24 protein-coding genes are annotated in these 23,794 nt (G+C 31.2%); 1 reads left to right on the top strand and 23 read right to left on the bottom strand.

The window, feature by feature from the left end:
* Positions 1-34: 34 nt before the first annotated feature.
* The 17 genes from Q4Q40_RS21475 to Q4Q40_RS21390 all read right to left on the bottom strand — a co-directional run bounded on the left by Q4Q40_RS21475 (position 35) and on the right by Q4Q40_RS21390 (position 15,370).
* Positions 35-238 (bottom strand): hypothetical protein, encoded by a 204-nt coding sequence (locus Q4Q40_RS21475; protein WP_303304099.1) that lies wholly within the window; start codon positions 236-238, stop codon positions 35-37.
* A gap of 152 nt (positions 239-390) precedes the next feature.
* The gene (locus tag Q4Q40_RS21470; protein ID WP_303304098.1) at positions 391-735 is read right to left on the bottom strand and encodes a hypothetical protein; all 345 of its coding nucleotides are present in this window, start codon (positions 733-735) and stop codon (positions 391-393) included.
* 48 nt (positions 736-783) lie between these two features.
* A complete protein-coding gene (locus tag Q4Q40_RS21465; RefSeq protein WP_303304097.1) occupies positions 784-1,308 on the bottom strand; it encodes an HD domain-containing protein in 525 nt (174 codons plus the stop codon).
* A gap of 315 nt (positions 1,309-1,623) precedes the next feature.
* Entirely contained in the window at positions 1,624-2,070 is a 447-nt protein-coding gene (locus Q4Q40_RS21460) for a tautomerase family protein (RefSeq protein ID WP_303304096.1), read from the bottom strand.
* 10 nt (positions 2,071-2,080) lie between these two features.
* A complete protein-coding gene (locus Q4Q40_RS21455; protein WP_303304095.1) occupies positions 2,081-2,671 on the bottom strand; it encodes a TetR/AcrR family transcriptional regulator in 591 nt (196 codons plus the stop codon).
* Between the two features lie 158 nt (positions 2,672-2,829).
* Positions 2,830-3,099, bottom strand: a complete 270-nt coding sequence (locus Q4Q40_RS21450; protein WP_303304094.1) for a DUF6968 family protein — start codon at positions 3,097-3,099, stop codon at positions 2,830-2,832.
* Between the two features lie 230 nt (positions 3,100-3,329).
* On the bottom strand, positions 3,330-4,343 hold the full coding sequence (locus Q4Q40_RS21445; protein ID WP_303304093.1) for a hypothetical protein: 1,014 nt from the start codon (positions 4,341-4,343) through the stop codon (positions 3,330-3,332).
* 325 nt (positions 4,344-4,668) lie between these two features.
* Positions 4,669-5,562: a tetratricopeptide repeat protein gene (locus tag Q4Q40_RS21440; protein WP_303304092.1), complete on the bottom strand. Its 894-nt coding sequence runs from the start codon at positions 5,560-5,562 to the stop codon at positions 4,669-4,671.
* Positions 5,563-6,214: 652 nt separating this feature from the next.
* On the bottom strand, positions 6,215-7,969 hold the full coding sequence (locus tag Q4Q40_RS21435; RefSeq protein ID WP_303304091.1) for an alpha-L-fucosidase: 1,755 nt from the start codon (positions 7,967-7,969) through the stop codon (positions 6,215-6,217).
* A 305-nt stretch (positions 7,970-8,274) separates the two neighbouring features.
* Positions 8,275-8,733 (bottom strand): hypothetical protein, encoded by a 459-nt coding sequence (locus tag Q4Q40_RS21425; RefSeq protein ID WP_303304090.1) that lies wholly within the window; start codon positions 8,731-8,733, stop codon positions 8,275-8,277.
* A gap of 335 nt (positions 8,734-9,068) precedes the next feature.
* Positions 9,069-9,446 carry a hypothetical protein gene (locus Q4Q40_RS21420; RefSeq protein ID WP_303304089.1) on the bottom strand — a complete coding sequence of 126 codons (378 nt, stop codon included), beginning with the start codon at positions 9,444-9,446 and terminating at the stop codon, positions 9,069-9,071.
* A 358-nt stretch (positions 9,447-9,804) separates the two neighbouring features.
* The gene (locus Q4Q40_RS21415) at positions 9,805-10,947 is read right to left on the bottom strand and encodes a glycoside hydrolase family 88/105 protein (RefSeq protein WP_303304088.1); all 1,143 of its coding nucleotides are present in this window, start codon (positions 10,945-10,947) and stop codon (positions 9,805-9,807) included.
* A gap of 387 nt (positions 10,948-11,334) precedes the next feature.
* Entirely contained in the window at positions 11,335-11,787 is a 453-nt protein-coding gene (locus Q4Q40_RS21410; RefSeq protein WP_303304087.1) for a hypothetical protein, read from the bottom strand.
* Positions 11,788-12,316: 529 nt separating this feature from the next.
* Complete coding sequence (locus Q4Q40_RS21405; RefSeq protein WP_303304086.1) at positions 12,317-12,619, bottom strand: ankyrin repeat domain-containing protein; 303 nt, start codon at positions 12,617-12,619, stop codon at positions 12,317-12,319.
* Between the two features lie 83 nt (positions 12,620-12,702).
* On the bottom strand, positions 12,703-13,365 hold the full coding sequence (msrA, locus tag Q4Q40_RS21400; protein WP_303304085.1) for a peptide-methionine (S)-S-oxide reductase MsrA: 663 nt from the start codon (positions 13,363-13,365) through the stop codon (positions 12,703-12,705).
* 127 nt (positions 13,366-13,492) lie between these two features.
* Positions 13,493-14,272, bottom strand: coding sequence for a zinc ribbon domain-containing protein (locus Q4Q40_RS21395; protein WP_303304084.1), 780 nt, complete (start codon positions 14,270-14,272; stop codon positions 13,493-13,495).
* Positions 14,273-14,275: 3 nt separating this feature from the next.
* Complete coding sequence (locus Q4Q40_RS21390) at positions 14,276-15,370, bottom strand: Nif3-like dinuclear metal center hexameric protein (RefSeq protein WP_303304083.1); 1,095 nt, start codon at positions 15,368-15,370, stop codon at positions 14,276-14,278.
* 316 nt (positions 15,371-15,686) lie between these two features.
* Between Q4Q40_RS21390 and lpxK the strand changes: the two genes are divergently transcribed.
* A complete protein-coding gene (gene lpxK / locus Q4Q40_RS21385) occupies positions 15,687-16,697 on the top strand; it encodes a tetraacyldisaccharide 4'-kinase (protein WP_303304082.1) in 1,011 nt (336 codons plus the stop codon).
* Here lpxK and Q4Q40_RS21380 read toward each other — a convergent pair.
* From Q4Q40_RS21380 to Q4Q40_RS21355, 6 genes are read right to left on the bottom strand one after another with little or no spacing between them, the layout of a single operon-like run.
* Complete coding sequence (locus tag Q4Q40_RS21380; protein WP_303304081.1) at positions 16,687-18,924, bottom strand: ATP-binding protein; 2,238 nt, start codon at positions 18,922-18,924, stop codon at positions 16,687-16,689. The two genes, lpxK and Q4Q40_RS21380, sit on opposite strands and share 11 nt — an antisense overlap.
* A 28-nt stretch (positions 18,925-18,952) precedes the next feature.
* Positions 18,953-19,969: a type I glyceraldehyde-3-phosphate dehydrogenase gene (gene gap / locus Q4Q40_RS21375; RefSeq protein WP_303304080.1), complete on the bottom strand. Its 1,017-nt coding sequence runs from the start codon at positions 19,967-19,969 to the stop codon at positions 18,953-18,955.
* 2 nt (positions 19,970-19,971) lie between these two features.
* Positions 19,972-20,850 carry a lipoyl synthase gene (gene lipA, locus Q4Q40_RS21370; protein ID WP_303304079.1) on the bottom strand — a complete coding sequence of 293 codons (879 nt, stop codon included), beginning with the start codon at positions 20,848-20,850 and terminating at the stop codon, positions 19,972-19,974.
* 48 nt (positions 20,851-20,898) lie between these two features.
* Entirely contained in the window at positions 20,899-22,143 is a 1,245-nt protein-coding gene (locus Q4Q40_RS21365) for an NRAMP family divalent metal transporter (protein WP_303304078.1), read from the bottom strand.
* Positions 22,144-22,689 carry an RNA polymerase sigma factor gene (locus Q4Q40_RS21360; RefSeq protein ID WP_303304077.1) on the bottom strand — a complete coding sequence of 182 codons (546 nt, stop codon included), beginning with the start codon at positions 22,687-22,689 and terminating at the stop codon, positions 22,144-22,146.
* Positions 22,680-23,792 (bottom strand): glycosyltransferase, encoded by a 1,113-nt coding sequence (locus Q4Q40_RS21355; RefSeq protein WP_303304076.1) that lies wholly within the window; start codon positions 23,790-23,792, stop codon positions 22,680-22,682. The genes Q4Q40_RS21360 and Q4Q40_RS21355 overlap by 10 nt, the downstream gene beginning before the upstream one ends.
* Between the last annotated feature and the right edge of the window lie 2 nt (positions 23,793-23,794).

Genomic DNA, 23,794 nt, shown 5'->3' with positions numbered 1-23,794 from the left:
CTTGTGCAACGATTACCATTGTTACCAAACGTTATTAATTTTCTAGCATAATAGCTTTCTCTTTAACTAGAAACTTATTTAGATTTTTTATTTCTACTATTTTAAATTCTAACTTTTTTGTACCGTTTTTTGAATTTTCAAGTATAGAAAAACCTCTCTTGTTAAAAGAATCTATTTCATATAAGTTTTCTCCATTAAAATTAGCAAACAACAAAGTGCTAAATTTATCTAATTCCATAAGATAAACACCAATATTCTTAAAACTATATTTTGGAGAATCTCTATTAAATTGAAAAGAAATAGTATCTTTTTTATGATTTGTTAGTTTACTTGCAAAAATATTATTGGAAATCAGTTTTCTAAACTTATCAAGATTGTTTTTTTTAGCTTCTATTTTTTTAAAATGAAAAATTTCTTTTTTTTTTTTAAAATAAGCTTATCATCGTTTATGTATTCTAATTCAATTCCAACTTTAGGAACTTTGAGTACGTTTCCGTTTTTTAAATAGTTAAATCCCATTTCAAAAGTTCCTTTCCATTCTTCTTTTGCAGGGTCAAATGTAAATAATGAATCTTTTTCAATTTTAAACATTAGCCTATTTGATACTATATTATTTTTTTGATTACTTTCCGTATTGACTGTATATTCATTAATCCAAACACCTTCTTGTGATTGGGCTACGAAATAATTTGTTATTAGTATAAAGGTTAAAATATTTTTCTTAATGAATGTCATTTTCTTATGTTTGGTAACGTTTAGTGTAAAAGGTCGTTTTAATGCATTTTATAAATTGTTAGTAGCTTTTATATTTCTTGCTTTTTCGACTAAATCATCCAAAATCCCCCATAATTTAATCGTATTTACATTATGCTCAGGGCTGTAAAGTTTTTCTTTAAACTCTTGTTGTTCCTTGAAATACATGGAGAGCAAGTCGAATTTTTCATCTGAAATTGTTTGATTTAAATTCGCAATTCGGTCACAGAGCTTAACACTTAATGCTTTCTCATTGGCTTTAATTTTTGGGTAGGTTTTTACCTTTCTTTCTTTTCTATTCCTCCCCAATTCATCGGTAACAGCAAAAACAATTTCAGCTAGATCTCTTCCGAATTCTCTTTTAATATCCTGATAAGAAACGTCACAATCCTCTATAGTATCATGCAGCCAGCATCCTAAAATTATATCATTCTCTAGATTTAATTCCTTGGCAACTTGGACAACAGATTCTAAATGAAATGAATAGGGTCTAGCTCCATATTGTTGTTCCCCATGTACTCTAATTGCGAACTCTTTTGCTTTTATTTCTGTCATATTCTTGCTTGTTGTAGCACTAAGATAACAAGTTATTTAAGTGTTTTAGAGAAGATTTACTATAATAAATTTTATGGTAAGAGTAACACATTTATTTTATGGGTTTTATATTTGGTGAACTTTAATAGATGCAAAAAGGCGTTTGGTTTAGTAGTGAACGCATTTTAGTGTATTTTTACGGCAGATGATAATCAGTATCGTTTCGGTTAAATATAAATATTTTGCTTTTATTTTTAACTTAAAAGACCAATTTTATATTTAGCGGAGTTTATTAATATTTTCAATGTTCAAATTTAGTAGAATTGCCCTATGTTTTTATACATTGCTAGCCAATGTGTTTTTATATGATGATACAAGTTGTTTTGTCATTTCTAATGTTATAGGAATTCCTCCAACACCAAATCCATTTTCACCTAATGGGATAATCATACACCAAATGTTTCTTCCATTTTGAGATTTAGTTTTTTCATTATTCTCCATAAAAAGGGTAGTAATGCTTGAATACAAATCTTCTGTTGTTTTTTTATTAAAAGCATCTGAAAAAGCATATATTTTTATTATTACCTTTTCTTGATTTCCTTTTTCACCTCCAATATAAAAAGTATCAGAATCTTTAATCTCTAATAAAGTGATTGAATTTGATATAGGATTATCTTTCAAGCCTTCCGATTTGATAAGGATTTTAGTCAATGATTTGGCTAAGGTTGATTTTTCCTGATTAGTCATAAATTTTTCAGGCATTAATATTTCAGCATATGGCATAATTTTCTTTTTAATTTATTGTTATTTTTTTAATCTCTTGCTCTAAGTATTCAATGTTATTTAATAGCATTTTTGGGTCTTTCAGAGTTTTAGAAAGCAATACACTTCCTTCTATTATTGCAATTATTTTATAAGTAAATCTAGTTGTGTCAATATCTATAAACTCTTTTTTTTTAATGCCTAAAATTAAAATATCTTCTGTTTTTTGTATCCAATTTCGTATTGCTCCTATTACTTCTTTCATCAATAATTCGTTATTATCATCAGCGTCAATAGCAGTATTTAGTATTGGACAACCTCCATTATTAAATATCTTAATATATTGAGTTTTATAGTGATTTAACAATACAGACATTTTATCGTCCGCACGTTCTGTTTGTTGTATTCTTCTAGATACTTTTTCTATAAGTTGTCTATAATTATACTTAAATGCTTCTACAGCAACTTCATTTTTATTTTTAAAATTGCCATAAATACTACCTTTTGTTAATCCAGTTGCTTTAGTTAAATCGGACAAGTAAGTCCCTGTATATCCTTTTTTATTAAATATAGAAGCGGTTTTTTCAATTATTAATTGTCTAGTTTTTTCTGATCTTATCATTTTACAAATATACCTTACGGTATATGATATTCCAAAAAATAGTGGTTTTTATATATTGCCTAATGGTTAGCTAAACTACGTTTTAATGCAGTTTAGGTTTTAGTTAACGTTTTTATTTATTCCCTGGTTGACTCAAAACCTAAATCATTCATTCCTAGTCAATTGAGGTTCAATCCTTCCTTGTCTTTTAAATTCTTCAATTCAATTGAAATTAACCGCAGAGCCATTAATAGAGCTTGGAATGCATCCACACCAAATGCTAATTTGATTTTTTCTCCTATTTGAATTGGGCATTCCCAATTTCCTCCAGGCCTTGGATCTGCTCTTGGCTTTCCTAATTTGACTATCAAACTTTGCTCTCCAAACGAAGAGTTATAATTCAATTTTTTTTTTGCTATTGCTTCATCCAATTTTATTTTCTTATCCATTTTATTTTATCAATGTTAACTAACGGTCTCGGCTATGATTAGTATGGGAATTAAAAAGCGATTAATTTTCGATTAAGCACTTAGCCAAAACTTTTAATTTTGTTTTAACTTTTCATTTATCAAAGCCAAATCAAAAGATTTGGCGGACTTGGTTAAAAAGCACTAAACTTTGGTTTGGGTTAAGCAAAACGCCCTATGTTTTTATACCGTGTTGCTTTGTTTTTTTTCTATTAAAAGCGGTTTCCTATCCTTTTCAATACATATTTATCCGAACTATTAATTAATTCGTCTTCTCCATTCACTACTTGTTTATAATACTTCATTGTCAATATGTTCTTATCACTATTGACTATTAGCCAATATTGCTGATATGGTTTTTCTTCAATGAATTCATTTCCTTTTTCATATTTCCAGGAAGAAATATCATAGTTTAGAATAAGGAAATCTTCAATTATTTCATATTCAAAATGTTCAATTCCTACATTGTTTTTGGCAGTTCCTGTCCAATAAAGGCCTATTCTTTTATTGGAATCAATTATGTTATATCCAGGTTTAAACTCTTTGTTGGTTGTCTCATGTGTGTAGAATGCTGCATAAATACCTGAGATAAGGGAATAGATACTTTTCTTAGCAGTTTGTCTAGCAAAAGTGTTGTTTGGTATCCTACTTGTCATTCGTTTTAATATATCTTCATAACTGTTGATTTTATTAAAGATGACAATACCAAAATAAGAATTACTTGATTTTGACACAAAAGAAATTCCTTTCTTAAAATAAATCTCTTGAGCCATACCGTCTTCTTTGGAAAAAAAACGTTCCAACAAATTTTGGCTTCCCATAAAGTTCTTGGCAGCCTCTAGATTTCCATCGAGAGGAATTTCTGCTTTTTTCTTTAGTAGTTTTAGTTTTTGAGATTTAATATCAAAATATATAGCAACGATTTTTTCATTTATAGTATAAGCTCTGATTTCTCCTTTTTTACCAAAATAGTATACTTTATCAAAATCTATGTTGAATTCTAAACGTTGATTTGCATATTTTATCCCCTCAACTTCTCTGGATTCCATAATTGCCCTGAACCTTGAGGAAACATGTACTGGATTACCAACATATTCTTTTATATCGTCAATATTTTGACCAATTTTTAAATTATCACTTCCAATTCCTGGCTCTAGAATAAGTTGAGCTTTAATTTGGCATGAGAAAAAAAGAAGTATAAGTAGGAAAGATATTTTACGAATCATTATAGTTTTTTAAGTTTTATAAAGCACAACGTTTAGTATATTGTGAGTAGGGCAATAGTTGCGTGGTTTAGCACTAAACTTTGCAAGTACACACCAAACTGAAAATCCGCGAGGATTTTCAGAAGTAGGCGAGAATAAGCAATTACTTATAGCCATTGTGACTGTTGCACAACTCAAAATTTTTAGGAAATCATGCGTTTTTAATTTTCAAACGATTGTTAAGTTGTTGATTATCAATATTTATTTTTTTTAAAGTTCTCAGAAATAACCTAATTCAGTCAAAAAAAGTAGTTGTGCAACAGCCACCATTGTTGGCACCAGTTTTTTATTGTTTTAATTCAGTTATTTGTTGTTTAGCATATTCTTTAGCTCTTTCATCTCCGTATTCAGCAGTTTTTTCATAATATTCAACAGCTTTTCCCTTATCTCCTTTAAGTTTATAGCCTTGAGCAATATTTCCCAGAACTATATAATCTTTTGGATTAATCTTTTCAGCTCGCAAAAGTGGTTCAATTCCTTTATCATATTCTCCAGTTAGCAAATAAGTAATTGAAAGATTTGACAAACTTTCTATATGGCTTGGATAAAATTCTAAAACTGTATTTGCAATTTCTCGCATATTTTTGAGCAAGTCATCATTACCAGTATTATATAATTGCAATTGATAGTTTTGAATATCTAATAGAAATTCTTTCTCTCCACCATCATATTTTTCGTGGTTTGTCCAAGTCCATTTATTACTGTTTTTGGTTGAATACTCAATTGTCTTTATTATTTCCGATGTGAAATTTGTCCAATCAGAAATTTGTCCAAGTGCGTATATTTTTCCAAAACGCATATCAAGTCGATTTGGATAAAGTTTGATTCCTTCGTCAATTTTATCCAATCCTTTTTTTAATTCCGTTTGGTCATAATGGGTTTGACTTCCTAAAAATCCAGCATTTTGATTTAAGCTATCTTTTAATACAAGACTTTCTCCATTTGGTTGGTCGTTTGTCAATGCGAGAACTTCTTGACGTGATTTCATAAAGTGATAATTAAAGTAGCTTGTGAGAAGTTCTGCATCTTTTGCATTTTCAGATTGCCATTTTTTCAAAGTTTTCAATTGATTAATGGTGTCATTAGTTTGACAATATTTTTGAAATTCAGATTGATAGCCTTGACTAAACCCGATTTGCGAAATTAAAATCGCAATAAATGTTCCTAATATTCTTTTCATTCGTGTTTTTCTCAAATTGGTGCCAACAATCGGATATAGTTACCATGGTAACTATATTTCCATTATATAGCACTAAGATAACAAGTTTTTTAATTGTTTTAGAGAAGATTTACTATAATAAATTTTATGTAAGGGTAACACATTTATTTTATGGGTTTTATATTTGTTGGACTTTAAATAGGTGTAAAAAGGTGTTTGGTTTAGTACTGAACGCCTTATGTTTTATATATATTGTAATTATTGGCTTTAGCTCTCAATGTCAGAACAATAAAAAAGCAAAATATATTTGCTATTCCAAATACAAGTTCAAAAACCAATCTTTGAATTAATCTGTTTATTTGGTTTTCCATTAACTCCAATATTTATAATCCGTAATTTTTATCTCAAACAGACCTATTATTTATATGTAGCTATCGCTTCATTACAAAAGTTTTCTTTTATTTTCTTACGGGGATGGAAACATTCCCGCGCTCAATGTCATTAAGTTAAGGAGATTTGTTCTGTTTTGCCACATTAAGCGCAGTCGAAATGCTTTTAAAAACTAAGGTTTATAAGGTCTTCGACTGCGCTCAGACTGACATTTTAGTCTTAACTTAATGTCATTGTTCCCGCGCTAGCGGAGTATATTTGATTTTTGATTCTTATCCCAGAATTACTTAGGTAATAATTGTATACTTTGTAGATTTATGGGTTTCCATTTGTCTCGTGTTGGTTTGATATGTAAGCTATAATCACCAGCTTTATCAATATCTACTTTCCCTACATTAACTGTCTTATAAGTATTTAATCCCCCAGTTGGCAGTATTTTGACATGGATTGTTTGTCCAGCAATAATTAACTCTATTGTACTCTCCTCCTCTGAGGCTATGCGCATCGAAATTGTATATGACTCAGCTTTATTAACAGAGAAATCCCAGTCTACTGTCGCTCTTGCATTTGACCATTGATCAATGCAGTCCTTCTTTTTATTGTAGACTACATGAGAGCCTATCACATTATTAATGATGGATTTTTGTGCAGGTAAAAGGATGGAACCATCTTCATTTTGTTTAATCTTGTCAGCATCACTTACTATTGGTGTGCCGTTAATTTTTAGTACAATAACAGAGCTGATTGAGTTTGGGGCTTTGCCAGCAAGTGATATTGTGGTGCCCTGCGCATCGGTTTTGGTTTTAAATTTTTGTGACTTATCCACAAGCAAGTTACAAGACTTAACTTTATTGGTAATAGGAATAAATATTGTGCCATTTTTAGACCAATCAAAAACGTTAAGATAAAGTGTGGTGTTTTTTCCTTTTGTAAGTGTTGTGATACGTCCCCATGCAGGCGTGCGACAAGGACTAGCACTTGTACCATAGATTGATTCACTATTTTCCTCCATCCAGGCTCCTATATTCTTTAGTCGTTCAATGCTTGGTTCGGGGATTAACCCTTCAGCCGTAGGTCCCACATTAAGTAGGTAGTTTCCTCCTTTACTAGCAATATCAACAAGGTTTTGTATAAGTGTTTCGGTAGACTTCCAGTTGTGATCGTAACTTTTAAATCCCCATGTTTTGTTCATGGTCATGCATGATTCCCAATCGCCAGGAAGACCTGTACCAGGTATATGTTGCTCAGGAGTACTGATGTCTCCTTTGTATTTTCCACCTAGTCTATTGTTATGAATAATTCCTGGAACTAGTTTTAATAGAGGTAAAAATTGTTCTGCACGTTCATCATTCATTTTACGTGGTGTATCCCACCATAATATTGCAGGTTTGTATTGGGTTAAAATTTCCTTTACCTGAGGTACTGCAATATTTTTAATATAATCGTCCATGTCATGCTCTTGTTCGGGATCCCATTTGCGTTTAGAATTACCTCGGGCTGAACCGCCTTGGTTCCAGTCCTGAGCTTGAGAATAATAAAGTCCTAGTTTAATACCATTTTTTTTACAGGCCTCGGCTAAGGGAGCAATAAGATCCTTTCCATAGGGAGAGGCATCCATTATATCCCACTCTGAAACTTTTGAATCGAACAGTGCAAAACCATCATGATGCTTCGAAGTTATTATAATATATTTCATCCCAGCTTCTTTAGCTAGCTGTACCCATGCTTCTGGATCGTATTTAACGGGATTAAACTCTTTGGCATAGGGTTGATACTCTTTCATAGGTATGGCTCCTTTGGCCATAATCCATTCGCCTAACCCATCTATTTGCTTACCTTTGTGGGTTCCTGCGGGAACGGAATAAACGCCCCAATGAATAAACATTCCAAATCTTGCTACACGAAACCATTCCATTCGTGCATCTCTTTGAGCAACAGTTTCATTGACATAAGGGTCTAATGAGGCATCATCAGATTGAGAATGCACAGAACTCATTATTAACATGATTAAGCAACAGCTTAGTATTAGGGCTTTCATACGTTTTAATTTTTTTGTAATAACAATAATACAAAAAAAACGAGTTCATTGCTAAAAATGAGTTCTAAATAATGTGAATCTCTCAATTATTAAAGCAATTCGATTTTCAGGATTACATGCAATTTGTTTAGCTTTAAATGGTCTATCTGGTGATATTATGGAATATGTTGAATAAAGTATTTCAATCAGTTATTTTTTTGCATGTCTCACCTCGATAGCGAGGATTTAAGGTTTATAATCCGTGATTTTTATCTCAAATATCTTCTATATATTTGAATAAATAAAACGGGGTTAATACAGAAACTTTATTTTTTTATCAGCACTTTCGAAATATTCTTTCGGTCATACCAATGTTGAAAAACCGTGATTGTGTCAATTGGTGATTCATTAACGTAATAACTCAAAACACTTGTTACATAAATTTTGTTACTCGTTAGACTGTCAATTCGCGAATCCTTTAGGCGAGTTGAAACCTGATTTTTACCCTCAACTCGAATTAGATATTGTTCATTGAACCAGTTATTAAATCCATTATCTTTCCTATGTTCATAGAATCTCATTTGTTGGTCTTTTAGATTGATTTCAATTGTGTCAATTGCTCGTCCTGCAAATGATTCTTTTCCAAAGTCTATGTGACAATATTTTCCAATCAATGAACCGTCAAGATTATTCGGCTCATAGTATCTAATATTTGAACCGTCTTGAGCTATTGAGTAAGACACAATCAAGATGCCAATTATAGTAAATAAAATTTTTCTCTTCATTAAATTCTAATTAATGCTAACATTCTCGGTTACGAGTAGTTGTGTGGTTTATCGATTAAACCATATTCGAGTAAGAATGAATCTTTGCCATTTTCAAATATATCAAGTATAAATCTACGGTAAGAAATTCTAGGAATTTCAATTCCTAGAACTATTGTTCCTAAATAATAAATAGAACTTGTTATCCATGTATTCTTACCTACTATTTTATCACTATTAACCATAATCTGGTAATCTTCTAATCCTCAACAATAACTAAATATCAATAATCTTTAATTAGGCAAACGTTTTTTATATCCATTTTCGGTTTTTCATCTCTGGTTTTCTGTTCAATTTCACGAGTCAGTTATTCTTGAGAATAATTTCGGTTTTCTAATATATGATGCGAATACTGTTGCCATTAGAATTAAAATTACAATTTCGGCTGGTTTTCCTTTATATATATGAATTAAGACAATAAAAGTCATATATAGAACTAAGATTGATGTTCCAATCAATAACGTTTTATTGTATAGGAAAAGAGCTGTCCCAATAAAAATAAAAACTCCAGCTGTAATCATTACAACACTACTTTCTACAATTTTTCCAGTTTGGTTATGATTAATTAATTTGTCTAAAGCATTAGGAATATAGAATAATAATATTGCCAATGTAGGCAACCATATTAATATTCGGCTTAGTGCTTTTTCAAGTCCTTTTTTTTGTTCAGCCATAATTTTATCAATGTTCAGTCAGTTTGTTCTAAATGTTTGCGTTTAGTATAAGAATAGTAGCCGAATTAATAGTGCATCACTATCCGAATACTGCGAGCCGAAGCTTTTGTTTTGGTTATAAATTTAAACTTTATTGCTAGCCGAAACAAAAGTTTCGGCGGTGTTTGTTAAACGCTCAAACCTTCGAAAACCACTGTCACGGCTATTATTTTATACATTGTTAATACCAGTACTATATTATTTGACTATTTTCTAATCCATCCACTATTCAAATACAAAGCATTGACATTTTTTAAATCGAGTTGGTAATTCAAATCATCAATGTTTCTAACATTAAGTATGTATTAGTTAATCAGTCTTATTTCCTAAGAAATGCAGTAGCGCACCATAACAAAGGTGCTTGACCGTGCAAATCGCCAACTATTCTTGGACGTTTTATGTAATGGGCTCGACTATTTTTAATATTTGTTCCAGCACATACTTCTCTAAGATTATCTTCATCATTAACATACTCCGTAAGAGCAAGCCAGGCTTTTTTTGCTGATGCCCCATAGGTTTTTCTATTCAGCCAACCGTTTTTCACTCCTGTAATCATGGCGTAGGTAAACATAGCTGTGCCTGATGTTTCCAGCCAAAATTCATCATCATCAATCACTTGTCTCCACAAACCACCATCTGTTTGATGTCTTAGCAGGGTAGACATCATTTTTTTATATCCGAACATAATTTTCTCATAATTTGTATTGTTCTTAGGTAGTACACGAAGTAACTCGGCCATACCTACAGCCATCCAGCCATTTCCTCGTCCCCAACAAAACGGTGCCTGGGGGGCATGATAAAAAAGACCATTTTCTAATTGTATCTTATCCAAATACAGCACCATTTGTTCAGCTGCACGAATGATATATTTTTCATCCTTTGTTGCTCGAAATGCCTGCGCTTGTACCGCTGTTATCATAAACATATCATCAATCCATATACGTGTTTGCCACGAATATCCCTTATCTGCATATGCTTTTTGTTTTGGTTTGGCATCGTCGGGTGTTTCCCATTGAGTATTTGCATAATGTAACCCCAAATCAAGATATTTCTTTTTCCCAGTCTGCATGTATAATTCCAAAGGAACTGAACCAAAAACATTATTATCTACATGGTTGGGCTTAGGTAAAAGGTTTTTCTCCTCACCAAATAGTGGAGTAAAACGATCTTCAAATCCCCTAAAAAGCACTTTGTTTTTTGTTGCTTCTGCAAACCACATCCCTCCGAGCCAGGTACATACATCAGGGTAGGTTATATACGAGGGAGGGTTTTTGGGGTGGGTATTTCCAAATCTAGAATGACCAGTTTTTAGAAATTTACCTGCAATGCGTAAGCCAATCTCTTTAGGTGATTTTCCTTCTGGCCAGTTTTTGAAATTAAAATCTTGTGCCTCAGTATTTAATCCAATACTTAACCATAATATTACAGCAAGTAATTTAAAAATATTCATTTCCTGTATCATTTATATATTAATAACCCTTATTATTAAATGGCATTGAGCAAGTTAAAAAATCTGCAGCCAAATATGCTACATTTAAGCAATTTGTTTGCATTGGTGTTAACGGTTCGTACATGGAAAGTTGCAAAGTTTGAGTGCGAGGATTTTCCAAAGGAAAATCGGAAGTTAGCAAACGAGCAACTCCCAAAGGTTAAACTAAAAGTAGCAATTTTTTATATACTTTGTAGCCGTTGCACAACTCATGATTTTGAATAAACCTATGGTTTTTTCAATAATAATCAATTAAATATAGCTAAAAACTAGTCTGTTATGTTTGTTTAAATGCAAGAAACAAGTGTTTTGCAATATTTTTTGACTTGCGCAACAGCCACCTTTGTTGCCATTAGTTTTTTATATTTCGTAATAATCTCCATCTTCCCACAGTTTAGTTCCAAGAAAATTTCCGCAAAAATCATAACGCTTTATTGGTTTAACTTTATCTACATTTTTTCCGTGACTAAATATCCAAATTTCCTTTTCGACAATTTTTATTCTATTGAATTTCCGGTCGTCACAAGCGTCCATTGAACAGATAAAAACTGATTTTTCCTCAAAAATTAAATTTCCATTTGAGTCGATAATTCGGTCGGTAACTTTTACTTTTTTTCGATACAATGACCAAAATAGAAATTTATGTTCTTTTTCGATCCGTTCCGTTTTTAAAGTTACATTTTCAATTTCGCAATCATTTTTTTTAGTCAGATTTGTGTTTTGTATTTCAGTCGTTTCTATTCCGCTATTCAGATTAATGATAAGGAAAATTAAACTTATTGAAATTGAAAATATTGAATTTATGATGGTCATTTTAAATTAATGGCAACAATTGGATATAGTTACTATGGTAACTATATTTCCATTATACACACACCAAGATAATAAGTTTTTAATTGTTTTAGAGAGATTTACTATAATAAATTGTAGTGTTATTGTTTTAATTGAGACATGGTAAGGATAACATATTCATTTTATGGATTTTAACACATGTTCTTCTTGTAAAGGAGCTTTTGAGTTAAATTTTCTATTTTTTAGAATCTTGCGCAACAATTTATGTTGTAGTTTTTTTGCGTTTTAAAATTCCGTTGGTTATTGTTAATAATCAACTCCAGATCATGTTTTTCAATCCCTTTTCTAAACGTATAACGGTTTTTACCAAAATCGATTTGGAATTTTTCTAATTGTCCAACCAATATAAAACAACGATGTTTTTTTATAATTCTTTTTAGAGTTTAGCTTTAAATCTATTTAATCTAGGAATAGATACATTTCTTATACCACTGTTAGATGGTAATCTTCGACAATCTAGAATTTTTTAAATGGGGTTTGTTTAAATATCTTATTTAGGTTTATTAATATAAAAATTCAATAAATCAATAGCTTTTTGATTATTTAGTTTTTTTGCTACGAGCATAGGGGTTTCTCCCTCCATAACTTCTTTAATTGATGGATTTCCCCCGTTTTCAAGTAATAATTTTGTTATTTTTAAATGGTTATATCTAATGCTTTCTACTAATGGTAAAGCCATGAATTCTGGATGTTGATAATTGGGGTCTATTCCTATTCTAAGGTAGAATTTTACTAATTCAAAATCACCTTCCTGAACAGCTTTAAACATGGATTTCCAATCTCCTCCTGACATATTTTTATATTCTTTTTTTGACTGTTGGCAGACAAGAACGAAGTTAGCTGGAAATTTTCACAAAATCAAGTCTAAGCTAAAAACTAATAATGATGCTCTTTTAGTAATTCTTTTGGAAATTTAGCTTTAAATCTATTCAATCTAGGAATAGATACATTTCTTATATAACCGTTATTAGGATGTAGTTTTTCGTAGTTTTGATGGTAATCTTCGGCAACCCAAAATTTTTGAAACGGATATACTTCAGCAGCAATTTTAACGCCTAATTCCTTTGCTAAAGCTTCTTTTTTCTTTAAAATGATTAGTTTTTGTGTTTCATTTTGATAAAAGATAATAGAGCGGTATTGAGAACCTCTATCATTACCTTGCCCGTTTACTTGGGTAACGTTTTGCGATTCAAAATAGACGTTAACTAAAGTTTCAAAGCTTACAATTTTTGGATCGTAAATAATTTCGACTGCTTCTGCATGTCCTGTATTTCCAGTATTACTTGCTGCATAGGTTGGATTGTCTGTGTATCCGCCAGAATATCCAGAAATAGACTCTTCAACGCCTTTTACACTTTCGTATATAGCTTCTACGCACCAAAAACAACCACTGGCAAAATACGCTCTAGCTTTCCCATTTTTTAAAGGAACTTCAATAGGTTCTGCATTGATAACAGCTTGTTGTTTTGAATTTACTTGCGCTGTATTTTGACAACTAAATAAAATGGCTATAATGAATAATGGAATGATCTTTTTCATTTGAGAAAATATTTATATTTTATAATAGACGAATAAAAACATAAAACCTTAAAAAGAGGAGGGAAAGTTTTTATAATAAAAAAAGCCTTCATAAATTATGAAGGCTTTAAAATATATTAATAATGGATTATAGTTTTGAAAACATTTTTTCCATTTTTACTTTTTGTTCTTCAGCTAAAGCAGCATCTACTAAAATTCTACCACTATGCTCATCTGTAATTACTTTTTTACGAGAAGCAATTTCTACTTGTACTTGTGGTGGTATTGTAAAGAAAGATCCTCCAGCAGCACCTCTTTCGATTGGTACAACAGCTAAACCATTTTTTACATTGATACGAATTCTATTGTAAGCATTTACTAATCGCTCTTCAATTTGAGTTTTGTAAGTTTCCGATTTTTGGATCAGAGCTTGTTCTTCTTTTTCAGTTTCGGCTAAAATAGCATCTAATTCACCTTTTTTGTGTTTTAAATGTGTCTCACGTTCTTTTAAACGGCCTTTTGTTTCAGTTATAACAGTTTTTTTCTGCTCAATTTGAGCTTTAAATTCTTTAATATGCTTTTCAGCTAATTCAATTTCTAATTCTTGAAATTCAACTTCTTTAGTTAAAGAATTAAATTCTCTGTTATTTCTAACATTTTTTTGCTGCTCGCTATACTTCTTTATTAAAGCTTTAGATTCTTCAATAAGGTTTTTCTTTGAAATGATATCATTATCAACTACTTCTAAACTTGCAACAAGTTTTTCTAATCTTGTACTTAGTCCAGTAACTTCATCTTCCAAATCACGTACTTCTAGAGGAAGTTCTCCACGAACATTTCTGATTTCATCTATACGAGAATCGATTAGTTGTAAATCGTATAAAGCTCTTAAGCGCTCTTCTACAGTTACTTCTTTCTTTTTAGCCATACTTTAAAAATACTTAACAGGATTGGTGTTTGTCTTCGATAAAACGAATGCAAAATTAGTAATTTTTTTTGTAAGATATGCTACTAAAAGATTTTTTGTGAACTGTTCGCTTTCATAATGTCCAATATCTGCCAAAAGAATACGGTTTTCGGCAGTAAAAAAGTCATGATATTTTAAATCGGCAGTTATAAAAGCATCAGCACCAGATGCTTTAGCAGCTTGAATGGCAAAACTACCAGATCCTCCTAAGACCGCTATCTTTTTTATTGGTTTGTTTAAAAAAGAAGAATGTCTAATACAGGGGGTGTTCATTTTATTTTTTACATAATTTAAGAAACTAGATGCGTCCATTGGTTGTTTTAATTCTCCAATCATACCCATACCAATACTTTGATTTTTATTTTCAAGTGTGGTTATTTCATAAGCAACTTCTTCATAACTATGTGAATCAAAAAGGGCTTTGATGACTTTTGACTCCAAATGTTTAGCGTATGTAACTGTGATTTTAGTTTCGATTTCGGTATGTATTTTCCCTTTGTCTCCTTTTGTTGGGTTGGAGTTTTCATTACCATTATAAGTGCCATAACCTTCAACATTAAAGCTACAATCGTTGTAATTGCCTATGGAGCCAGCTCCTACATTAAATAAAGCGGTTCGCAATTGTTCTGCTTCATCTTTTGGAACATAGGTCGTTAATTTTTTAATCGTTTCAGATTGCGGAATTAAAATACGTTTTTTTGTCAGTTCTAATTGATTACAGATCATATCATTTACACCTTGCGATGCGTTATCTAAAGCTGTATGCATACTATAAATAGAAATGTCATGCTTAATAGCTTTCATAACAACTCGCTCTACATAGTTTTTCCCTGTTAATTTCTTAAGTCCTTTAAAAATAATGGGATGAAAACTAACTATGAGATTACATTTTTCTTTTATAGCCTCATCTACAACCGCCTCGAGGGTATCTAAAGTAACAAGAACACCTGTTATTTTTTCGTTTTTATTACCAACTAAAAGGCCAACATTGTCAAAACTTTCAGCGTAGGCTAATGGGGCTAATTCTTCTAAGTGGTTAATAACGTCTTGAACAATCATATGTATTTGTGTTTAAATCTAAAAATTTTCCAACTCTTCCTTAGGGCGGGCGGATCTGCTGGTAAAAGCAGGGTTTTCAATTAACCTCTCCTAAAGGAGCCATCAGAACTACCTTTTTTGTAGTTCTGGGCGAGTCAAAAATAACAAAATTCGATTTTTGCCTTTAAAGGCAAAATAAAACCGGCGAAAACCTGTGCTGAGAGAAGCCGAAGTATACTTCCTATAGCTTGCCTCTAATCTGCCTGTCGGCAAATGTAGGGATAGTCAGTTTTATGAATTTTTTTATTTCAAAGATAAAATAATTACTTTCGTTGCGATGATTTTTTTACGCTACATTTTATTTCCAATTGTTCCTTTTTACTATTTAGTAACTTGGTTAAGGAATAAATTATATGATCTTGAGATCAAAAAGTCTATATCGTATCATATTCCTGTGATTTGCGTTGGGAATTTAAGTGTTGGTGGTACTGGAAAAACGCCTATGATTGAGTATTTAATTGGTCTTTTAAAAGAAGATTATCTGGTAGCTACTTTAAGCAGGGGTTATAAGCGTAAAACCGAAGGGTTTCAATTAGCGGATAATGATGCTACTGCCAAATCGATAGGGGATGAGCCTTTTCAGTTTTATAATAAGTTTAAAAAAGAGATTCTTGTAGCTGTTGATGCAGATAGAAACAATGGTATTAAACAATTACAATTAATTGATGGCAAGCCCGAAATTATTTTGCTTGATGATGCTTTTCAACATAGAAAAGTAAAGGCTGGATTTAATATTTTGCTCACTACTTATAGCAAACCATATTTTAAGGATATAGTTTTGCCTACTGGCAATTTACGAGAACCTAGAAACGGTTCAAAACGTGCTAATGTCATTGTTGTTACTAAATGCCCAAAAAATATAAGTGACGCCGAAAAAAACAGCATATTACAACAAATAAACCCAGAAGCAAATCAGCATGTATTTTTTAGCTCTATTAGCTATTTAGATCATGTAATTTCTAGTAATACTAATAGATCTATTGAAGGTTTAGAAGATTTTACTTTGGTTACGGGTATTGCAAACGCAGCTCCTTTGGTTCATTTTTTAAATGAGAAAGCGTTAAAATTTGAGCATTTAAATTTTAAAGATCATCATGAATTTTCGAAACAAGATATTCTTGAGTTAAATAAAAAAGAATTGATTGTAACTACAGAAAAGGATTTTATGCGTTTAAAACAATATGAATCTTTAAGAGATAAATTATTCTATCTACCTATTAGTATCACAATTAATGATGAGGTAAAAATAAATAAGTTGATAAAAAGTTTTTTAAAGACTAAACTGTAGCAGATTCACCATTATTTGCTGCTAAAGCATTGTAAAGTTTTTTCTCGAATTCTTCTTGTTTAAATGGTTTTGGAATAATATCTGTAAAACCAGCTTCTTCAAATTCATGCATTTTATCTTCAATAGTAACCGCTGTTAAAGCAAAAATGGTTAACTCTTTATCAAAAGAACGGATTCTTTTGGTGGCTTCCATTCCACTTATGCCAGGCATGTGAATATCCATTAAGATAATATCGTATTTGTTTGCTTTAATCATTTCAACGGCTTCTTCACCATTGTCTACAATTTCACAATTAAGATTCATTTTGGTAAGAATCTTTTTGGTAATCATTTGATTAATTTTATTGTCTTCAACAACTAAAATTTTAACATTGGTTAAATCTAATTCACTGGCATCTCCATCAAAATAGGTTACTTTGCTTTCTTTAACCTCTTCTATAGTAGTGTATTGAAGCGGTATTTCAAAGTAGAAAGTGGTGCCTTTTTCTAATTCACTTCTTACGTAAATTTTACCCTTTAGAATGTCGATTAATCCTTTTACAATTGAAAGACCTAAGCCTGTACCACCATATTTGCGATTTATTTGAATGGAGCCTTGTGAAAAACTCTCAAACATATTATCTTGTTTTTCTTGACTAATACCAATACCATTATCTTCTACTTCGAAACGCAAGGTATAAACATTTTCTTTTTCTTCTATTTTATAAACTCTAATCCAGATGTCTCCATCTTTAGTAAACTTAATAGAGTTACCAATTAAATTAATAAGAATTTGAGAAATTTTTAATTGATCTGCTATAAAGTTTTCTGGTAAATCGGTATCGTACTCAAAATGAATTTTAATATTGTTATCTGTTGCTGAATTGTTAAGTGCTAAAACAATATTATTTATTTTCTTTTTTAAGTTGAATGATTCAGGTTCTATGTCAACTTTATTTGCTTCAATTTTATTTATTTGAAGTATATCATTAATAAACGTTAAAAGATAATCTCCAGAGAACTTTAACGACTTTAAATGTTGAACTTGTTCAGGTTTTGGGTTTTCATCTAGTAGCATATTACTTAACCCCGTAACAGCATAAAGAGGGGTGCGTAATTCGTGAGTTACTGTAGATAAAAAATTAGCTTTGGTTTTAGAAGCTAGCTCTGCTTTTTCTTTGGCAATAATAAGTTCTCCATTTTTTTTATGAAGCATATTATTGGTTTTAAGTCTAATATTGTTGTTTTTATAAAGCGATAGAGTTAGCAGTGATAAAATAGTAATTAATGCAACACTTAAAATAGAAATTAAAGTCCCTAAGTTTTTGTCGTCTTCGGCTTTTTCTAATTGTTCTACTATCTCAATATTTTTTTCATTTGCCTCATTTAATAGGTACTGAGTTTCTTGATCTTTTGAAGAATTTAAACGTGTTAAGGTTCTTATAGAATCGGTAAGTTTTGAATGTTCGTTTAGATATTCTCTAGAGAGTTTAAAGTTTTCGGTAGCATAATGTATGTTACTTATAACTAAGTAACCTTCATTGAGTATACTTGTAAAGTCGTTGTTGCTAGCGATTTTTAAACCTTCGCTAGCGAATGCCAAAGCCTTTTCATAATCACCTAATTTAGTATATATTATGCCATGATTGATTAGAGCTTCACTTTGTGTTTTTTTGTAGTCGCCTTTTTTTGCTTGTGCTAAAGATTGCTCAATAATGTTTCTTGCCCTTTCATAATTCTTTAAAGACACATACGTTTTTCCTTCAGCTAAAAGGACTTCAGCTAAATTTTCATTTAAACCTTCTTCTTGAAATTTTGATTTTGCTGCAGTATACGAATCAAGAGCTTGATGATAGTTTTGCTTTTTTAAATAAACATCTCCGAACGTTTTATAAGATTTACCTAGATTCTTGTTATCATTGATAATTCTTTGCATCTCAATGGCCTTATTAAGAGATTTTATGGCATTGTCTTCCTCTTCAATTATAAGTTGAAGTTTCCCTTTAATAGCATAAACGATTCCAATGCTTTTTTTAATATTTGATCTTTCAGCTAATTTTAAAGCATCATCTAGATGTTTTTGAGCATCGTAGTAATTGTATTTTTCCAATTCAACTTGAGCCTGTTCGATACGGTAATTAATGTTATTTTGCTGTATTTCAGGATCTTCATCAATTGTTTTTTGCGATAAAGCACTCAGGCTAAATAGCATCATTATAATATATATGTAGTTTTTAACTTGGGACATTTTTAATAAATATTACTGACAAATATAATTATTTTACCGACAAAGTACATCTTTTTTCCGACAAATTACATATTAGGTCGATTATTCTCTTTGAATATCCAGACTCATTATCGTACCAACCTATTATTTTTACCATATTTCCAATTACAGATGTCATGGCCGAATCAAAAATACAGGAATGTGTATTCCCTACAACATCAATAGAAACAATAGGATCTTCTGTATATTCTAAAATACCTTTGTAATGATTTTTTGAAGCTTCTTTAAAGGTGTTATTTATTTCTTCTATTGTGACATTCTTTTTTACATTAAAAGTGATATCAGTTAACGAGCCATTTATTACAGGAACTCTTATGCCACAGCCACCTATAACATCAGATAAATCTGGGAATATTTTAGTAAGCGCTTTTGCTGCTCCTGTTGTTGTTGGCACAATAGATTGACTAGCTGCTCTGGCACGGCGCAAATCACGATGTGGTTGATCATGTAAACTTTGATCGGTGGTGTAAGAATGGATCGTAGTAATATAAGCTTGATTAATACCACAAAACTTATTGATAATATCTATCATAGGAGCCGCATTATTAGTGGTACACGATGCATTAGAGATTATAGTTTCAGAACCATCAATGGTACTGTCGTTAACACCTCTAACAATTGTTTTAATAGTATCTTCTGTAGGCGGCACACTTAAAATAACAGATTTTGCTCCATTATTTAAATGATTTTGTAGCTCGGAAGTTGTTTTGAATTTTCCTGTAGCTTCAATAACAAAGTCTACATTATATGGTTTCCAATTGATGGTTTTAGGATGGTTATTATTTAGTAAAGGAATTTTATCTTCGTTTACAATAATGTTACTATCATCTGATGATACAGTCCCTTTAAATAAACCATGAACACTGTCGTATTTAAGAAGGTGGCTTAATGTTTTGGTATCGGCTAAATCATTAATAGCGACAACTTTTATGTTTTTATACTCTTGAAGTAATCTAAAAACACGTCTGCCAATTCTCCCAAATCCATTGATTGCAATAGTAATCATAATCAATTTATATGTTTTTGTGCTCGGTAAGAAGATCTTACTAAGGCACTACTTTCAACATGACGGAACCCTAATTCAAGACCGACCTCTTCGTATTCTTTAAATTGATCAGGGTTTATAAACTGTTTTACTGGTAAATGTTTTTTGCTAGGTTGAAGATATTGACCAATAGTAACTACATCAACATCATTTTCTTTAAGATCATGAAGTGTTGCGATAACTTCTTCTCTAGTTTCTCCTAAACCAAGCATAATACCAGATTTTGTACGTCTTTGGCCTTGTTGTTTCAAATATTTTAAAACACTCAGACTTCTATCGTATTGCGCTTGTATGCGAACTTCTCGAGTTAAACGTCTAACAGTTTCAATATTATGAGACACTACTTCGGGAGCTACATCTATAATTCTGTCTATATGTTGTTCGATACCTTGAAAATCTGGAATTAATGTTTCAAGTGTAGTTTCAGGATTCATTCTACGTACCGATTTAACGGTTTCAGACCACATAATACTTCCCATATCTTTTAAATCATCTCTATCAACACTTGTTAAAACAGCGTGTTTAATTTTCATGATTTTTATAGAGCGTGCTACTTTTTCTGGTTCATCCCAATCTACGGTTTCTGGTCTTCCAGTTTTTACACCGCAAAAGCCACAAGAACGCGTGCAAACGTTTCCTAGTATCATAAATGTTGCAGTACCTTCTCCCCAGCATTCCCCCATATTTGGACAGCTTCCAGAGGTGCAAATGGTGTTTAGTTTGTATTTGTCAACTAAGCCTCTAAGCTCTGTGTATTTTTTACCTGTAGGCAACTTAACACGTAGCCATTTTGGCTTTGGTTGTCGCTCTGGTAGTATATTTGAAGCAGTTTCTGAATTCATACATTAAAAATAAAGCTCAAAGATACAAATAATGCTTTTAAAAGTAGCTTATAAAGTAGAGAGGTACCAGATACTAAATCCTATTAGAAAAGCAATTCCAAACCAGCTTAAAATATGAAGCTGCTTAGAGGGTTGCCAATCTTTAGGTGTATGTGTGCTAGAAATTAGGATATAATTAATAATAGCATAAAATGGTGCTGTAATAAAGGATAGAATGGTTGCTACTTTAATAAGGAAACCCATTTCTGATACAAAAAAGAAAAAGATACTAATGGTACCAATTGCTAATAAAATTACCCAGAAGGTATAATTTAATTTTGTAGATGTATTAAAAAGTAATTGTGTGGTTCTGGTCATGGCTCTCGGTGAGGCGTCTAAAGTTGTTAGAGTCGTACTAAACATGGCTGTAAAAGCAGCAATACCAATAATAAGATAAGACCAATCACCTAAACTCTTTTTGTACATATTTATTAGTTGATTAGAAAATTGACTTGCAGAATTACTAAATGTTTCGCCATTATTATACATAATTAAAGTCCCTAATATAAGGAAACCAACCCCTAAAAGGATCGTACTTAAATAGCCAATATTAAAATCGAATAATGCCGATTTAGTGGTGTATTGTTTGGTGTCTTTCTTTTTTTCTATAGCCCACAGGGATTGCCATACAGAAACGTCTAATGGTGCAGGCATCCAACCCATAAAGGCAATTAAAAAAGTGATTTCTAAAGTGTTATTTGGTAATATTTGAGTAAAAGAAAGTCCTTCAGAATTATTAAATAAAGCCATGATTACTGCAATTATGGTGCTAATGGTTAATGTGATAATGATAATCTTCATTAACTTATCTAATAGTTTATATTTACCAGCCAGTAATAATAATAAACAAATGGATGTGATAATAACGGTCCAGATTTCGGTACTTGTTATCGTTCTATTTCCAATTTCAAAAGTTCCAAAATTCCCAAATAAGGTAGAGGCTAAACCAGCTGTTACTATGGTTACTGCAGCTTGTATGGTGAACATTGTTGCTAAATTTAGCGGGTAATAAATTGCTAAGACACCTTTTCCTAATTTATTGTAACCGTCTAATAAACTTTCACCAGTTGCTGTGGCATAACGTGGACCGTATTGGAAAAACGGATATTTAAATAAATTTACTAAAAGTAATGCCCAAAGTAATCCTAAACCAAAATCGGCACCAGCTCGAGTAGATTGTACTAAGTGTGATACACCAATAGCAGCACCCGCAAACAATAAACCAGGGCCTAAGTTTTTGAGTTTGTTGATCATTTATTTTTTTCGAATAATTTCAGCAAGTAATTTTTTAGCTCGTAGCAGCTTTACTTTAACATTATTTATAGGTTCGTCTAATTCCTTTGAGATTTCTTTATAACTTAATTCTTGGAAATAGCGTAAATTTATAATTTCTTGGTAATGTGGTTTTAATTTCTTGATATCTCGTAGAAGTTTTGCTAAATGTTGTTCTGTTATTAGCTTGTCTTCAGGCGAGGGCGATTCATCTAAAATTTGAAAAATATCGCTATCGCTTTTAGAGGTAACTTGAGCGATGGAATTTTTTTCTTTTCGAAGTAAATCTATATGAATGTTTTTCGATATGGTAATTAACCATGTTTTAAATTTGAAAGCATTATCAAAAGTTTCAATTTTATCAAATGCTTTAGAGAATGTTTGAATGGTAATGTCTTCAGCATCGTTTTCATTTTGAATACGTTTTAATTGAAAACCATATACATCATCCCAAAAAATATCTAATAAGTAATTAAACGCTTTTTGGTCATTTTCTTTTGCACGTTGTATAGCTTCGTTTATTTCCAATAATTAGGTTTTGATACGAGATTGTTTATAAAGATAGTTAATTGTATAAGAATTAAAAAAACTTCTAAGAAAGGTAGAAATACTAAAAGATCATTTTCTTTTAATTTCTTTGAAGGTTTTCTAAGAATAATATATTGAATAATAATTCTGAATAAGGATAATGCTAAAACAATTTCCCAGTTGTGAGCTGTTGTAAATAGTGTGATTGCAAAAAACCAAAATAACAATTGTGAACTAAAAATTAAAGTTAGCAAGATTTTATGCTTTAATTTATAGTGTTTTGCTGTTGAAATATGGCGTCTTTTTTGCTTAAACCAATCTTTAAATGTTGTTTTGGGAATAGATTCTGTAAAGCCATTTTTTGAAAAACAGATAGCGGTATTCTTTCTGTTGGCTACTTGGTTAACAAATAAATCATCATCTCCAGAATGTACTTTTATATGGTTAATAAAGCCATTGGCTTTAAAAAATGTCGTTTTTGTATAGGCTAAATTTCTGCCAACACCCATATAAGGGATTCCTAGTTTTGCAAAAGAAAAGTAATGTATTGCTGTTATTAAGGTTTCAAAACGTATGAGTTTGTTTAATAAGGAATTTTTGATTTTTGAATAGCCCCCATAGCCTAAAATTAGATGTTTCTCATTACTAAAATGAGTCGTCATGTTTCTAATCCAATATTTAGAAATAGGTTTGCAGTCGGCATCAGTAAATAAAAGAAACTCATTTTTAGAAGCTTTTATACCAAGTGTTAATGCGTATTTTTTGTTTCCCCAAAACGTTTCGTTATTCCTAACGTTTACAATTTTGATGTTTTCATGTTGACTCGCAAATTGCTCCATGACTTCTAGCGTATTATCTGTAGAAGCATCATTGATTAGAACAATTTCAAAATTTGGATAGTTTTGATTAATAACAGCTGGCAAAAAAGCCTGCAAATTTTCAGCTTCATTTTTAGCACAAATAATAACTGAAACGTCTCTGTCTTTTTGAGATGTTTTTTTCTGTTTAAGAAAAGAAAGTCTTCCGAAGAAAAAAAGGTAAAAGATTGCTTGAATAACAGCTACTACAATAAATGCGTAGAAAACATAATCAAGTAATATCATTA

Source organism: Flavivirga jejuensis, from assembly GCF_030540765.1.
Taxonomy (GTDB): Bacteria; Bacteroidota; Bacteroidia; order Flavobacteriales; family Flavobacteriaceae; genus Flavivirga; species Flavivirga jejuensis.
This window is presented reverse-complemented; position numbering and strand designations above follow the sequence as displayed.